This window comes from Exiguobacterium sp. UBA3968 (genome assembly GCF_002385115.1).
In the GTDB taxonomy this organism is placed as follows: domain Bacteria; phylum Bacillota; class Bacilli; order Exiguobacteriales; family Exiguobacteriaceae; genus Exiguobacterium_A.
In genome coordinates, this window is record NZ_DGCW01000005.1 from 243990 (window position 1) to 257669 (window position 13680).

Sequence of the window (13680 nt, forward strand, 5' to 3'; positions counted from 1 at the left end):
AACAGACAGAAGAGTGAATCGAACTTTTTGGGGGAGTGGACAAATCATGGCAGTAGTAATCGATGGAAAACAGGTAGCCCATTCATATCGTATGAAGCTGAAAGAAGAAGTCGCACGTCTGAAAGAACAGCGGATTCAACCGCAATTGACTGTCATCTTGATTGGTGAAGATCCAGCTAGTCAATCTTATGTACGCGGAAAAGAGAAGGCAGCGAAGGAAATCGGAATGGATTCAGAGTTGATCCGACTTCCGGCAGAAACAACGGAATCAGAACTCCTTCATTTGATTGAACGCCTGAACGTAGATGCGAGTGTCCACGGGATTCTCGTTCAATTGCCGTTGCCAGACCATATTGATGAGAGCAAGGTCATTTTTGCGATTTCTCCTGAAAAGGACGTCGATGGCTTCCATCCTGTCTCTGTCGGGAAGATGATGATTGGTGAACCGACATTTTTACCATGTACACCAAATGGTATTCTCCATCTCGTAAAAGAGATGAATGTACCGATCGCGGGTCAGCACGTCGTTGTCGTCGGACGGAGTCAAATCGTCGGAAAACCCGTCGGTATGTTGTTCTTGAATGAATCGGCTACCGTTTCATACTGTCATTCAAAAACTGCAGACCTCGGTGCGATGACACGCCAAGCGGATATCTTGATCGTCGCAGTCGGTGTACCGAAGCTGATCACTGCAGATATGGTGAAACCGGATGCTGTCGTCATTGACGTCGGTGTCAACCGTGTCGATGGTAAACTCGTCGGTGATGTTGATTTTGATACGGTACAAGACGTTGCATCGATGATTACACCTGTTCCGGGTGGCGTTGGTCCAATGACGATCACGATGTTACTGCATAACACGATCGAGGCCGCGCAATGAGTGAACCTCTTCACGTTTCCGATTTAGTCCACTATGTCAAACGTGAACTAGAAGGTGACGCCCTTCTACAACAAGTCCAGGTGGTGGGAGAAGTGTCGAACTTTAAACGACACTCTTCCGGTCACCTTTATTTTACGTTGAAGGACGAACAGTCACGGATGAAAGCCGTCATGTTTGCTCGGGATGCGAGTCGGGTCAAGACAGACATACGCGACGGCATGCGTGTCGTCGTCACGGCACGCTTATCTGTCTACGTCTCTTCTGGAGAAATGCAACTCTATGTCGAACGGATGACGGAAGATGGTGTTGGCGCGTTATACGAGGCGTTTTCTCGCCTGAAAATGGATCTTGAAGAACGTGGTTGGTTTGATCCTGCGATCAAACAACCGTTGCCTGCTTTTCCGGATCGGATCGGGATCATCACATCGCCAAAAGGAGCGGCGCTTCATGACATTGCAACGACACTCCGGCGTCGTTATCCGCAAGCAGCCATCGTCTTCGCGCCGGTTCTTGTACAAGGAGCAGACGCGGCACCCCAAATCAGTCGTGCTATTCAACTGATGAACGAGCATGCTGCCTGTGATGTGTTGATCATTGGTCGTGGTGGCGGTTCGATCGAAGAGTTGTGGGCATTCAATGAAATGTCTGTCGTGACAGCCGTGTTTGAATCACGTATCCCAATCGTCTCTGCTGTCGGACATGAGACTGATTTTACGATCAGTGATTTCGTCGCCGACGTTCGTGCTGCTACACCAACAGCGGCGGCAGAACTTGTCACTCCGGAAGCAGAGGCACTCGTCCGTCGTGTCCAGGATGTAGAGCGACGTTTGGAACGAACGTATACACAACTCCTTAAGAGTAAACAGGAGCAAGTGACACGTCTAGCCGCGAGTTACGGTCTTAAATCGCCACGTGTTTTACTCGGACTAAAGCAGGAACAACTGGACCGGACGGAAATGTTGCTCCAAAAAGAGATGCAGTATATCGTGACTCAAAACCGACAGCAGGTGGAGCGTCTTCACACACGTTTAATGCGAATACCAGTACGTGATCGATTCGTACAACAACGAGCAACGATTGAACAGTCGCGTCGTCGACTCGAAATCGTGCGTCGGCTTTTGCAATCGAAACAACAACAAGTGCGTCATGTGCTCGCGCGACTCGACTCCGTCAGTCCGACGCATGTCCTGATGCGCGGCTATACGTATGTCGAACAGGATGGACAAATTGTTCGTTCCGCGAAGGCATTAACAGCGTCTTCGTTCGATATCCGATTCCATGATGGAACGATTCGTGCCAAACGAGAGGATGGGGAGTAAGGATGGAGACGGAACAATCTTTTGAAGAAGCACTAGAACGACTAGAAGAGATCGTCACGTTACTCGAAGAGGGCGAAGCTCCGCTAGAACAAGCGATGGCTCTTTATGAAGAGGGCGTCAAATTGACAGCTCTTTGCCAAGGAAAGTTATCCGTTGCTGAGAAAAAACTCGATCAGATCCTGGAGCAAGATGGTACGCTGCGGGAAAAAGGAGGAGCACAATGATTGCCTTGCATGAATGGAAGACACAAGTCGAAAACAAAATGGCAGAGTTCATGGAGCGACTCGATGCACCCGACCGTTTACGTGACTCAATGCGGTATTCACTTGATGCCGGTGGGAAACGGATTCGTCCGGCCTTGATTTATGCAGTACTCGATGCCTTTTCAATCGACCGCTCAAAAGGAGATGCTACTGCTGCGGCACTTGAGATGATTCATACATATTCGCTGATTCATGATGACCTTCCGGCAATGGACGATGATGATCTCCGTAGAGGTCGTCCGACGAATCATATTGCTTTTGATGAAGCGACAGCGATTTTAGCAGGAGACGCATTGCTCACGAACGCATTCAGCTGCCTCCTTGAGACACCAGCTTCGCCAGAAGTGAAGCTTGCGCTCGTCGAACGATTAGCGGCGGCGGCAGGAGCTTCTGGTATGGTCGGTGGACAACTCGATGATATGCTCGGTGAGCGTGGTGGCATAAATGATGTAGCGGAGCTAGAATCGATTCATCGTCGAAAAACAGGAGCACTTCTCGTCTTTGCGGTCGAAGCAGGCGGGTTGCTCGCCGCAGTTAGTCCGACAGATCTTGAGCACCTGCATCAATATGGTCGCCATCTCGGCATTGCTTTTCAAATTCAAGATGACATCTTAGACGTGACAGGAGATGCTGAAAAAATCGGCAAGCCGGTTGGTAGTGATGAAGAAAATGAAAAAGCGACGTATCCGAAACTCCTCGGTCTTGAAGGTGCGAAACGTGCACTGACAGCTCAGGTGGAAGCAGCAGAACAGGCGATTGAAGCACTATCGGTCGAAGCGACGACACTTAAGGAACTGCTAGACTTCGTGGTCAAGCGTGACCATTAAGCAGGACGACGCATCGTGCGTCGTCTTTTTCTATGCTGACAATGGCGCTCGATAGATTGTTCTAGTACAATGTAGGGTACAAACCCTATAAGATTGTAAGGAAAAGAGGCGGTAAGGTATGAAATTGACAGAAATACAGGATCCGTCATTTTTAAAGCGTATGTCGGTCTCCGAACTCGAAGTTTTCGCAGGCGATATTCGACGCTTTTTGATTGAAGAATTAGCGACGACAGGTGGGCACTTGGCACCGAATCTTGGAGTCGTCGAGTTAACGCTTGCACTGCATCGTGAATTCGACAGTCCAAATGACAAGTTCGTCTGGGACGTCGGACACCAAGCCTATGTGCACAAGATTCTCACAGGACGCGCGAGCCAGTTTGATACGCTCCGTCAGCATAAAGGACTTTGTGGATTTCCGAAACGCAATGAAAGCGTGCATGACGTCTGGGAGACAGGGCATAGCTCGACGTCCTTGTCAGCAGCAATGGGGATTGCTGTTTCAAACGAATTGAGCGGTAAGGATGACCGCGCAGTCGCGATCATCGGTGACGGGGCGTTAACAGGCGGTATGGCCCTCGAAGCATTGAATCACATCGGAGCAGAGCAACAAAACGTCATCGTCATCTTAAATGATAACGAGATGTCGATTGCACCAAACGTCGGTGCGATGCATCAAATGCTAGGACGGATTCGTTCATCGCGAAAAGTACGTTTTGCGCAAGACGAGCTTGAAGCATTGATCAAAAAGATTCCGGTCATTGGCGGACGTTTGGAAAAAGGAAGCGAGAAATTGAAAGAAGCCGTCAAGGGAGCGCTCGTTCCTGGGATGTTCTTTGAAGAACTTGGTTTCAACTATTACGGTCCGGTCGATGGACACGATCTTAATGATTTGATCGAACAGCTCAATTACGTGAAAAAAGAAGAAGGACCTGTCCTGCTTCATGTCATCACGAAAAAAGGGAAAGGTTATCGTCCGGCAGAGTTTGACGGGGTCGGTACATGGCACGGTCTTGGACCATACAAGATGGAGTCCGGCGAAGTCATCAAAGGAAAATCAAAAGCACCAAGTTATTCCTTTACGGTAGCGGATACCTTGACGAAGATGGCACGCGACGATGAAAAGCTGACGTTGATCACACCAGCGATGAGTGTTGGCTCAAAACTCGATTGTTTTGAAAAAGAATTCCCAGAGCGGATGTTTGACGTTGGGATCGCGGAACAACATGCTGTCACGTTCGCAGCTGGTCAAGCGACGCAAGGCATGAAACCCGTTGTATCAATCTACTCGACGTTCTTCCAGCGCGCATACGATCAACTCGTGCATGACGTGGCGCGTCAAAATCTGGACGTAACGTTTACGATTGACCGATCAGGTCTTGTTGGAGCAGATGGAGAGACACACCAAGGGGTCTTCGATATTGCTTTCATGCGCCACGTTCCGAATATTCGAATCGTCATGGCAAAGGATGAGAATGAACTACAGCACTTGCTCTATTCAGCTGTTAAATACGAAGGACCAATCGCCGTTCGTTTCCCGCGTGGCGAAGGACTTGGTGTACCAATGGATGAGACATTGCATGAAATTTCGCTCGATACGTGGGAAGTTGAACGTGAAGGAACAGATGTCGCCATCCTTGCATTCGGACCACAAGTGCAAGACGCGCTCAAAATCGCGGATCTCTTAGCAGGCGAATTATCAGTTCGTGTCATCAATGCCCGGACGATCAAACCGCTTGATGAGAAGATGCTGAACGCTCTTTACGCAGAGGGAATTCCACTTGTGACACTGGAAGAAGCCGTCCTAAAAGGTGGATTCGGATCAGCTGTCCTTGAGCATGCGAACGAGCAGGAAGCATTCCCACGCGTCAAACGCTTCGGTATTCCGGATTGGTATATCGAGCACGGCGGTGTGAATGAGTTGCTGGAAGAAATTGGACTATTACCTGGACAAATCGCAGAAGAAGTACGCGCTTTCGTCAATCAAGGAAAGAAACAGAGTGTGTGACGATTCATGGAAAATGTAAAGAAAATCCGCCTCGACGTTCTTCTCGTCGAGCGCGGTTTGTTTGAAACGCGTGAAAAAGCGAAACGGTCGATCATGGCTGGACTCGTCTTTAGTGGCACGGAACGATTGGAGAAGGCCGGTGAAAAGGTCAAGTCCGATATCGAGTTGCACGTTAAAGGTCAGTTGATGCCTTACGTGGGGCGTGGTGGCTTTAAGATGGAAAAGGCACTTCAAGTATTCGATTTTGATGTCACGGGTAAAACAGGTCTCGATATCGGATCGTCGACAGGTGGTTTTACCGACTGCTCCTTACAAAATGGAGCAGCACATATGTATGCACTTGATGTCGGTTCCAATCAGCTGGACTGGAAGCTTCGCTCGGATGACCGCGTGACGGTGATGGAAAAAACGAACTTCCGGCATGCGACACCAGACATGTTCCCTGTCGCGCCGCAGTTTGCGACGATCGATGTCTCGTTCATTTCATTACGTTTGATGCTTCCGCCATTGAAGATGATCCTCGTTGAAGGAGGAGACGTCATGGCGCTCGTCAAACCGCAATTCGAAGCAGGTCGTGAGGATATCGGTAAAAAAGGCATCGTGCGTGACGAGCGGATTCATGTCCGAGTTCTCGATGAGATGATCGAATTCTTCATTCAACAAGGGTTCTATGTCAAGCAGCTCGACTATTCTCCGATTACCGGTGGAGAGGGCAACATTGAGTTCTTGTTGCATGCACGCCTTGGTCAACCAGGGCTTGATCCGTCCGTTCATGCGACGGAGACGGTCAAGCTAGCGCATGCTAGTCTTTAAACGAACAGATGATAACGAAGACGGATCCGGTTCATGGGTCCGTCTTCCTTGTTGTGTGGCACGATGAAAACCGGATAATAAAATGGGAAACGTGGACTTTTGATGATTTATTGGATTACAATAGTAACATCGAAGAATACTGTGAGGTGCAGGAATGACAAAGGGGCAACGGTTGATTAAGATTCGGGAGATCATCACCCAATCAGAAGTAGAAACCCAGGATGAATTGGTAGAGGAATTACGGAATGCAGGATATAAGGTGACACAGGCAACGGTATCACGAGATATCAAGGAACTCCATCTCGTGAAGGTCCCGTTGAATGATGGACGTTATAAATATAGCTTACCCGCCGACCAACGCTTCAACCCACTCGGGAAATTGCGGCGTCTGCTCGGAGATAGCTTCATCTCGATTGATTCTGCTCAAAATCTGATTGTCATGCACGTCCTGCCGGGAAATGCGAATGCAGTCGCTGTCTTACTAGACCATTTGAGCTGGAGCGAACTGCTTGGAACGGTGTGTGGGGACGATACGATCCTATTGATTGCACGAAGTGAGGGACAAGCGAAAGAAGTGACGGAACGAATTTTAGAAATGCTGTAAGGAGTTGACAGGATGCTAGCTGAATTATCGATCAAACAATTTGCGATCATTGACGAGCTACAGATCGACTTTAAAAAAGGAATGACCGTCTTGACTGGGGAAACAGGTGCCGGTAAATCGATCGTTCTCGATGCGATCGGATTATTAATTGGTGGACGTGGATCCGCGGAATTCGTTCGATACGGGGAAGATCGGGCGGAACTAGAAGGATTGTTTCTGATTGAAGACGACCATCTCGTCTATGATCTTGCAGAAGAGTATGGCATCGATATCGAAGACGGATTGATCATCTTGCGACGTGATCTGTTCGCGACAGGAAAAAGTGTCTGTCGCGTCAACAATAAGCTGGTCACACTGACGATTTTACGTGAGTTCGGACGTGTCCTCGTCGATATGCACGGGCAACATGAACATCAGCATTTAATGGACAGTACGTACCATCAAGCGATTCTCGATGACTTCGCGCAAGAGGCGATCGCGCCACTCCTTCAAGCCTATCAGTCCGGTTATCAAACGTATGAAGAAAAACGGACGGCGCTACAATCGCTCGCACAAAGCGAGCAAGAACTCGCCCAACGGATCGACTTGTTATCGTTTCAGACCGAAGAAATCGAGGGCGCAAAACTTCGAGCACATGAGGAAGATGAGTTACTCGTCGAGCGGAATCGTCTTGCGAACTTCGAGAAGTTATATGCGTCGTTGAAGACAGCCTATGACGCCTTACACGATGAGATGCGCGGCATCGATTCCGTTGGAGACGCGATGCGTGAACTACAACAAGCATCAAGCATCGACGAACAGTTTTCTCAGCAAAGTGACGCGATCGCAAGCGCCTTTTATGGACTAGAAGAAGTCGGTTATGCCATTCGAGATCAACTCGAAACACTTGAGTTCGATTCCAATCGACTCGATGAGATCGAACAACGTTTGTCCGTCTTCCAACAGCTGAAACGAAAATACGGGGCGACGATTGAGGAAGTCATCGCTTACGGTGAGAAAATTCGGATTGAACTCGATACGATGACAAATCGAGATGAACGAATTGAACGCTTAAAAATCGAAGTCGAACAGCTCGAAAGCGAATTGTTTGAAATTGGAGGTCGACTCTCACAACAGCGTCGCAAAGCGGCAGTTCAATTAAGTGAAGCGATTCATTTGGAGTTGCGTGAGCTTTACATGGAGAAGGCGCGGTTTGAAATTCGTTTTCTTCAAGACGGAAAGACACCGATGCTACGCAAGAACGGGATCGATCATGTGGAATTCTTCATCATGACGAATGCGGGTGAGCCATTCAAGTCGCTCGGAAAAGTTGCGTCGGGCGGGGAATTATCTCGTATCATGCTCGGACTGAAGTCGATCTTCTCGCGCTCGGTCGGAGTCGCCTCAATCATATTCGATGAAGTCGATACGGGTGTCTCGGGTCGTGTTGCACAAGCGATGGCTGAAAAAATCTATCGTTTGTCGGTAGACGGACAAGTGCTTTGTATTACGCACTTACCACAAGTCGCTTCGATGGCGGATCAACATCTCTATATTCGAAAGATTGAGGAGACGGATCGTACGACGACCCAAGTCAACGTCTTGTCTCAAGCAGATCGAGGGAACGAACTTGGACGGATGATTTCCGGTGCCCATATGACGGATTTGACATTACGGCATGCCGAGGAATTGATGGATCAGGCGAAGACGATGAAAGAATCGCTTAAAAATGGGGTGTAAGGATTGATTAAAGTCGGGATAGCAGATGATAATCGCGAAATGGTCGAACTGATTCGCCAGCATATCTCTGCGCAAGAAGACATGGAAGTCGTTTGCGTCGCCTACAATGGCGAGAGTTGTCTCGAACGCATGAAAGAACATGAGGTGGATGTATTGCTCCTCGACATCATCATGCCTCATTTAGATGGGCTTGGTGTGCTCGAAGAATTGATGAAGAAAAAGAAGAATCCTGCTGTCATCATGTTGAGTGCTTTCGGTAAGGACGAGGTCTCACAACAGGCGGTCACCCTTGGAGCATCATACTTCTTACTTAAACCGTTCAGCATGGATCAGCTCGTTCAAAAAATTCGTCTCGTGACGAATCAAGGACAAGCTCCGGCGATCGAAACGATTGATCTAAAAGTCGGCTCGACGCTTCGAGAAGTGGGGATCGCTCCGCATATCAAAGGGTTTACGTATTTAAAAGACGCTGTCTTAATGGTGCTTGAACGGGAAGATCTACTCGGATTGATCACAAAGGAACTCTATCCGACGATTGCGAAAAAACATCAAACAACAGCTTCTCGCGTCGAACGAGCGATGCGTCATGCCATCAAGTCCGCCTGGAACGAAGGAATGCAGCAACACGAGTTGTTTAACGGTCGGATCGAACAAGAGAAGAGTCCAAAGAACTCGGAATTCATCTCGTATGTATCGAGTCATATGAATCAAGAACAATCCGGTTGAAGCCATATACCGTCTAATTCATAAAAGGCGCCAGACTGAAGATAAAGTGCAGTTTTTCTCTTGACGAGAAAGATTGCACTTTTTTTGTCCATCTCGAATCGCTACGCTTCTTTCCTCTTTCTTTCTGGTAAAAGGCAGAATCTAAACGATAACGGTTTATATTTGATTCTTATTTCGTTCATAGCGAATGATTGACACTCCGTTATCAAACGTGTGTTGTTCCATGACGTTCCAAGTGAGGGGAACCATTCTTTGATCGGGAAAGAGACGCTTACCGGAACCGATGATGACAGGATAATGGATCAAGCGAAGCTCATCGATCAAATCCGCTTGATAAAGTGTATGAACGAGTTCACTACTGCCCCAGATATGAAACGGTGGGCCATCCTGTTGTTTCAAAATCTTTAGTTCAGAAGTCGGATGCTTCAAACAAGTTGTCGGCTGCCAAAGGACAGGTAGTGCATGACGCGTGGCGACATACTTCATGGCATGATCGGCAATCGGCCAGACATCTGAGTGGAGTGGCCAATAACTTGCCCATTGTTCGTAAGTCGCACGACCGAGCAACAGAGAGCAGTCCTCATGCATCCATCCGCGAATGACTTGACCGATCTCAGGATGTTGAAAAGGAACGGTCCAGCCACCATGTTCGAAATCGTTGCTTACATCCTCCTCCTTTCCACTCGGTGCTTGAACGACACCATCTAAAGATAGATGTTCGAATGCGATGATTTTTCGCATACAAGATCTCCTTTCGAATGCACTCTTTCTACAGCATACCGTAGAGGTCAAAAAAAATAAAAGCGTTTGCAAATAAATATTGCATAAACTGAAATGTTTGTTATAATAAAGGTACCAAATGATTTGGCAAGACGTCAGATGAACGTCGAGTCGGCGAGGACTCCGGAAATCCCGTTGATGAATATCATCTCAGAACGCCAACTGTAAATGGCTCAAGAATGCCGGACGACATTCTCTTGGTAGAAGTCGTACCAAGGTATCTTGTTCATTCTAGATGGGAAATCTCGAATGAATGGGAGCTTCCATGATTTCGAAGCTAGGGAAAAGTGGAAGGTAACGGATCGTCTAAAATGAAAAGTACAGTTCGTGAAAAGGAGTGTTGTCTAGCAGTGATTGTTAGCAACCGAATGTTTGACTGCTTCAAGCGGATGACATTACGCTCCACCTAGGTCCCGAGTACAGTCAGATGATGGAACTGAAATACCATTCTATCGTTAGCTCGATAGCCAGATCTGATTTCTTTCCACCTCTTCATTAAGAGGAACACCTAAGGTTTTGGAGTACACGAATAGTTCTAACTATGAGAGGAGTTCATCCGTAAGTGAAACCAATTTTATACGAGTAAAAGGTCCCGCGCTTGAAATGAGTTCAAGAGATGGGGACCTTTTTCTGTGTTTATTTTTTTTGATAGCGGTCGGAGACTTTTCCACGTTTTCGATCGCGATAAAAGACATATCCTGCGACAAATCCAATACCACCCATCGCAAGAATCAACCCAACGAGACCTTGCAATACATATACGTAAGCCGCATCGCCTAAGTATTTAAACGGCACTTGCGCAATTAGAAAGACACTGTCGCGCATGAGCTTAATACCAATCGCGCCGATGATGCCGGGGATTAATAATGAGAGCAAACCAATGATACGCATAGGACGCCACTCCTTTCCAAGCGTATTGTATCAAAAAATCGACCGTTCTGCGAATCGGGTTTGCTTCCCTTTTTTATTCCGAGTAGGATAGAAATGTAAGCAGTTTCAAAGGGGGAATTTATATGCATCATCTACTCGTCGTCGGAGCAGGTCAAGGGGGAACAGAGGTCTTGCACGCATTTCAACGTTCACCACTATTAACGGTCATCGGTCTTGTTGATCCAAACATGGAGGCGCCTGGGGTAGCGCTTGCACGGCGCGCAGACATTCGGATCGAAACGAACTGGTCAGCATTCGAAGGAGCAGACGTCGATTTCATCATTGACGCTACGGGAGAAAGTGGCGTACTCGAACAATTAATCCATGATTTTCCGGGAGCGGCGGTCTTACCGGGTGAATTCGTCAGAGTGTTACTTGAGCGTCTGACTGAAAAAGAGAAAATGCTCGAAGCAATCATTCATTGTACGAGCGAAGCGATTTCCGTCGCCGATCAAGACGGACAGACGATGCTGATCAATCCGGCGTATACGCGAATGACCGGTTTCACAGAACGAGATGTCGTCGGAAAACCGGCTAGCGCCGATATCGGGATGCAAGAATCCGTTCATTTGAAAGTCTTGAATACAGGCGAGAACGTGCGAGATGTTCGTATGAAGATCGGACAAGATCAACGCGATATCATCGTCAACGCAGCACCTGTCATCGTCGATGGACAAGTCCGCGGTTCCGTTGGGGTCATTCGAGATATTTCGGAAATGAAGGCTCTAGCAAAAGAATTAAAGGCAGCGCGACAAAAAATCCGGACACTCGAAGCTAAATATACATTCGATGATATCATCGCCGAGAGTGAAGCAATGCGCTTCGTCGTCGATCAAGCGAAGCTTGCGGCAACGATGCCAGTCAACGTCTTGATTCGCGGTGAATCCGGAACCGGTAAAGAACTGTTCGCACATGCGATCCATGCAGCGAGCGAACGCAAATATGAACAATTCGTCCGCGTCAACTGTGCGGCGATTGCACCGACGTTACTCGAAAGTGAACTATTCGGGTACGAGGAAGGCGCGTTCTCAGGAGCGCGGCGCGGCGGGAAACGGGGATATTTCGAAGAAGCACACGGAGGGTCGCTGTTTTTAGATGAGATCGGCGAATTGCCACTCGACGTCCAAGCCAAACTGTTACGGGTGCTACAGGAGAATGAAGTCGTCCGTGTCGGTGGCACGAATGCGATTCCAGTCGATGTCCGGATCATCGCGGCGACGAATGCGAATCTAGAGCAAAAAATCATCATGAATGAGTTCCGAGAGGATCTCTACTACCGGATTAATCGTTTACCGATTCACATACCGGCACTACGTGAGAGACCGGATGATATCGCACCGTTAACCTTACACCTACTCCGCAAATTGAATCAAAGTTATGGACGATCGGTCGGACGGATCTCGGATGATGTACTCGAAGCAATGAAGAAGCAACCGTGGAAAGGAAATGTCCGCGAGCTTGAAAATGTCATCGGTCGCGCATTGATTTTTACGGATAAAACAGAAACGGTCTTACGAAAAGGACATCTTCAACTTGTCGTGCCACAAACAACAAAAGTCACGACGAGACAGAAAAAGGAAATCAAACATTTATCCGACGAGATGTCTCACGTCGAAGAACGATTGATCCGGGAAGCGCTTACTGCTTTTAATGGCAACAAAACAGAAGCCGCAAAACAACTTGGGATTTCTCTCCGGGCACTTTATTACAAAGTGGAACGATTTAACATTTATTCATGAAGCGCAAATTTTTGCGTGCAATATATTGCAAAAAATGCAAAAGCGTGCAAAATTAAAGACGTTCTTGCTTATCCTACCGTCTCTTTTGAATTGGCACGAAAATTGCTATTAATATTTATGTATGACAGGTAAGGGGGGAATACAGTGAGATTCAGTGAAATGGTCGAGCAGGCAGCTCGACTCGAAGATTCCGTCGTTGCGATTGCAGCTGCGGATGACGAAGAAGTGATGGATGCTGTCGCATTAGCAATTGAAAACGATTTAGCGCGTTTTCATTTGTTCGGGGATGCGACACGGATTCAGCAGATGATTCAAAAACGGACATTACGAGAGTCGCAGTTCGTGATCACCCACACCTCTACATCGCAAGAAGCGGCAGAGCGTGCCGCTCATGCCGTTCGCAAAGGGGATGCGAGTGTCTTGATGAAAGGTCTTGTTCCGACAGCGATGTTCATGAAAGCTGTCTTGAACAAAGAAACGGGTCTGCGTTCTGGAAATGTCCTGTCGCATGTCGCGTTGTTCGAAGTGCCAGGGCGTGAATCAGCGATCGGATTGACCGATGCAGCGATTCATATCCAACCGTCACTCGAAGATAAGGTAAAAATTATCGAAAACGGTGTCTCCGCCTTACGAGCGCTTGGATACGGATTACCGAAAGTCGCAGTCTTAGCAGCCGTCGAAGTCGTCAATCCGACGATGCAGGCAACGATAGACGCTGCCCTACTGACGCAAATGAACCGACGTGGTCAAATCAAGGATTGCCTTGTAGACGGACCACTTGCGCTCGACAATGCCGTGAATCTCGTCGCTGCCCAGCAAAAAGGCTTGACGGGAGACGTAGCAGGGCAGGCGGATTTACTCGTCGTTCCGCAAATCGAAGTTGGGAACGTTATCTACAAATCGCTCATGTATTTCGCACATGCCTCGGTGGCGGCGATTCTCGTCGGAGCGCGGGCTCCAGTTGTATTGACAAGCCGCGCCGATACAGCAGAAGCAAAAATGTACTCACTAGCCTTTGCGCTATTAAATGCTCAACAGACGAAAAAAGTAAAACAAACAATCTGAGGAGGAACTT

At 48.0% G+C, this 13680-nt stretch carries 13 protein-coding genes; 11 read left to right on the plus strand and 2 right to left on the minus strand.

The features are described 5' to 3' along the window. The first annotated feature begins 46 nt into the window (after positions 1-46). The 9 genes from folD (at position 47) to spo0A (ending at position 9156) form a co-directional block, all read left to right on the plus strand. Complete coding sequence (folD, locus tag B3S86_RS02915; RefSeq protein WP_081780391.1) at positions 47-880, plus strand: bifunctional methylenetetrahydrofolate dehydrogenase/methenyltetrahydrofolate cyclohydrolase FolD; 834 nt, start codon at positions 47-49, stop codon at positions 878-880. Next, positions 877-2199 carry an exodeoxyribonuclease VII large subunit gene (gene xseA, locus B3S86_RS02920; protein WP_035409097.1) on the plus strand — a complete coding sequence of 441 codons (1323 nt, stop codon included), beginning with the start codon at positions 877-879 and terminating at the stop codon, positions 2197-2199. The genes folD and xseA overlap by 4 nt, the downstream gene beginning before the upstream one ends. Positions 2200-2201: 2 nt before the next feature. Further along, on the plus strand, positions 2202-2423 hold the full coding sequence (xseB, locus tag B3S86_RS02925; protein ID WP_023467583.1) for an exodeoxyribonuclease VII small subunit: 222 nt from the start codon (positions 2202-2204) through the stop codon (positions 2421-2423). Beyond that, positions 2420-3289, plus strand: coding sequence for a polyprenyl synthetase family protein (locus tag B3S86_RS02930; protein ID WP_056060223.1), 870 nt, complete (start codon positions 2420-2422; stop codon positions 3287-3289). The genes xseB and B3S86_RS02930 overlap by 4 nt, the downstream gene beginning before the upstream one ends. Positions 3290-3407: 118 nt before the next feature. Then, on the plus strand, positions 3408-5294 hold the full coding sequence (gene dxs / locus B3S86_RS02935; protein WP_056060225.1) for a 1-deoxy-D-xylulose-5-phosphate synthase: 1887 nt from the start codon (positions 3408-3410) through the stop codon (positions 5292-5294). A 6-nt stretch (positions 5295-5300) separates the two neighbouring features. After that, on the plus strand, positions 5301-6107 hold the full coding sequence (locus B3S86_RS02940) for a TlyA family RNA methyltransferase (protein ID WP_290748944.1): 807 nt from the start codon (positions 5301-5303) through the stop codon (positions 6105-6107). Positions 6108-6261: 154 nt separating this feature from the next. Continuing rightward, entirely contained in the window at positions 6262-6711 is a 450-nt protein-coding gene (gene ahrC / locus B3S86_RS02945) for a transcriptional regulator AhrC/ArgR (RefSeq protein WP_035409088.1), read from the plus strand. A gap of 12 nt (positions 6712-6723) precedes the next feature. Continuing rightward, positions 6724-8430 carry a DNA repair protein RecN gene (gene recN, locus B3S86_RS02950; protein WP_290748949.1) on the plus strand — a complete coding sequence of 569 codons (1707 nt, stop codon included), beginning with the start codon at positions 6724-6726 and terminating at the stop codon, positions 8428-8430. A gap of 3 nt (positions 8431-8433) precedes the next feature. Further along, on the plus strand, positions 8434-9156 hold the full coding sequence (gene spo0A, locus B3S86_RS02955; RefSeq protein WP_035409083.1) for a sporulation transcription factor Spo0A: 723 nt from the start codon (positions 8434-8436) through the stop codon (positions 9154-9156). Between the two features lie 156 nt (positions 9157-9312). Here the strand turns inward: spo0A and B3S86_RS02960 are convergent, their stop codons facing one another. Both B3S86_RS02960 and B3S86_RS02965 read right to left on the minus strand, forming a co-directional pair. Further along, complete coding sequence (locus B3S86_RS02960; protein WP_290748954.1) at positions 9313-9897, minus strand: dihydrofolate reductase family protein; 585 nt, start codon at positions 9895-9897, stop codon at positions 9313-9315. Positions 9898-10572: 675 nt separating this feature from the next. Beyond that, on the minus strand, positions 10573-10827 hold the full coding sequence (locus tag B3S86_RS02965; protein WP_023467590.1) for a DUF2627 family protein: 255 nt from the start codon (positions 10825-10827) through the stop codon (positions 10573-10575). A 122-nt stretch (positions 10828-10949) separates the two neighbouring features. Between B3S86_RS02965 and B3S86_RS02970 the strand changes: the two genes are divergently transcribed. After that, on the plus strand, positions 10950-12605 hold the full coding sequence (locus B3S86_RS02970) for a sigma 54-interacting transcriptional regulator (RefSeq protein ID WP_290748957.1): 1656 nt from the start codon (positions 10950-10952) through the stop codon (positions 12603-12605). Between the two features lie 144 nt (positions 12606-12749). Then, entirely contained in the window at positions 12750-13670 is a 921-nt protein-coding gene (yqiS, locus tag B3S86_RS02975; protein ID WP_056060232.1) for a phosphate butyryltransferase, read from the plus strand. Positions 13671-13680: the final 10 nt, after the last annotated feature.

What these genes read in the sequence shown, in the direction of transcription:
- xseA (WP_035409097.1), top strand. Translation starts at nt 877, where the DNA reads ATGAGTGAACCTCTTCACGTTTCCGATTTAGTCCACTATGTCAAACGT.
- dxs (WP_056060225.1), top strand. Translation starts at nt 3,408, where the DNA reads ATGAAATTGACAGAAATACAGGATCCGTCATTTTTAAAGCGTATGTCG.
- recN (WP_290748949.1), top strand. Translation starts at nt 6,724, where the DNA reads ATGCTAGCTGAATTATCGATCAAACAATTTGCGATCATTGACGAGCTA.
- B3S86_RS02940 (WP_290748944.1), top strand. Translation starts at nt 5,301, where the DNA reads ATGGAAAATGTAAAGAAAATCCGCCTCGACGTTCTTCTCGTCGAGCGC.
- B3S86_RS02960 (WP_290748954.1), bottom strand. Translation starts at nt 9,897, where the DNA reads ATGCGAAAAATCATCGCATTCGAACATCTATCTTTAGATGGTGTCGTT.
- folD (WP_081780391.1), top strand. Translation starts at nt 47, where the DNA reads ATGGCAGTAGTAATCGATGGAAAACAGGTAGCCCATTCATATCGTATG.
- ahrC (WP_035409088.1), top strand. Translation starts at nt 6,262, where the DNA reads ATGACAAAGGGGCAACGGTTGATTAAGATTCGGGAGATCATCACCCAA.
- B3S86_RS02965 (WP_023467590.1), bottom strand. Translation starts at nt 10,827, where the DNA reads ATGCGTATCATTGGTTTGCTCTCATTATTAATCCCCGGCATCATCGGC.
- xseB (WP_023467583.1), top strand. Translation starts at nt 2,202, where the DNA reads ATGGAGACGGAACAATCTTTTGAAGAAGCACTAGAACGACTAGAAGAG.
- B3S86_RS02970 (WP_290748957.1), top strand. Translation starts at nt 10,950, where the DNA reads ATGCATCATCTACTCGTCGTCGGAGCAGGTCAAGGGGGAACAGAGGTC.
- B3S86_RS02930 (WP_056060223.1), top strand. Translation starts at nt 2,420, where the DNA reads ATGATTGCCTTGCATGAATGGAAGACACAAGTCGAAAACAAAATGGCA.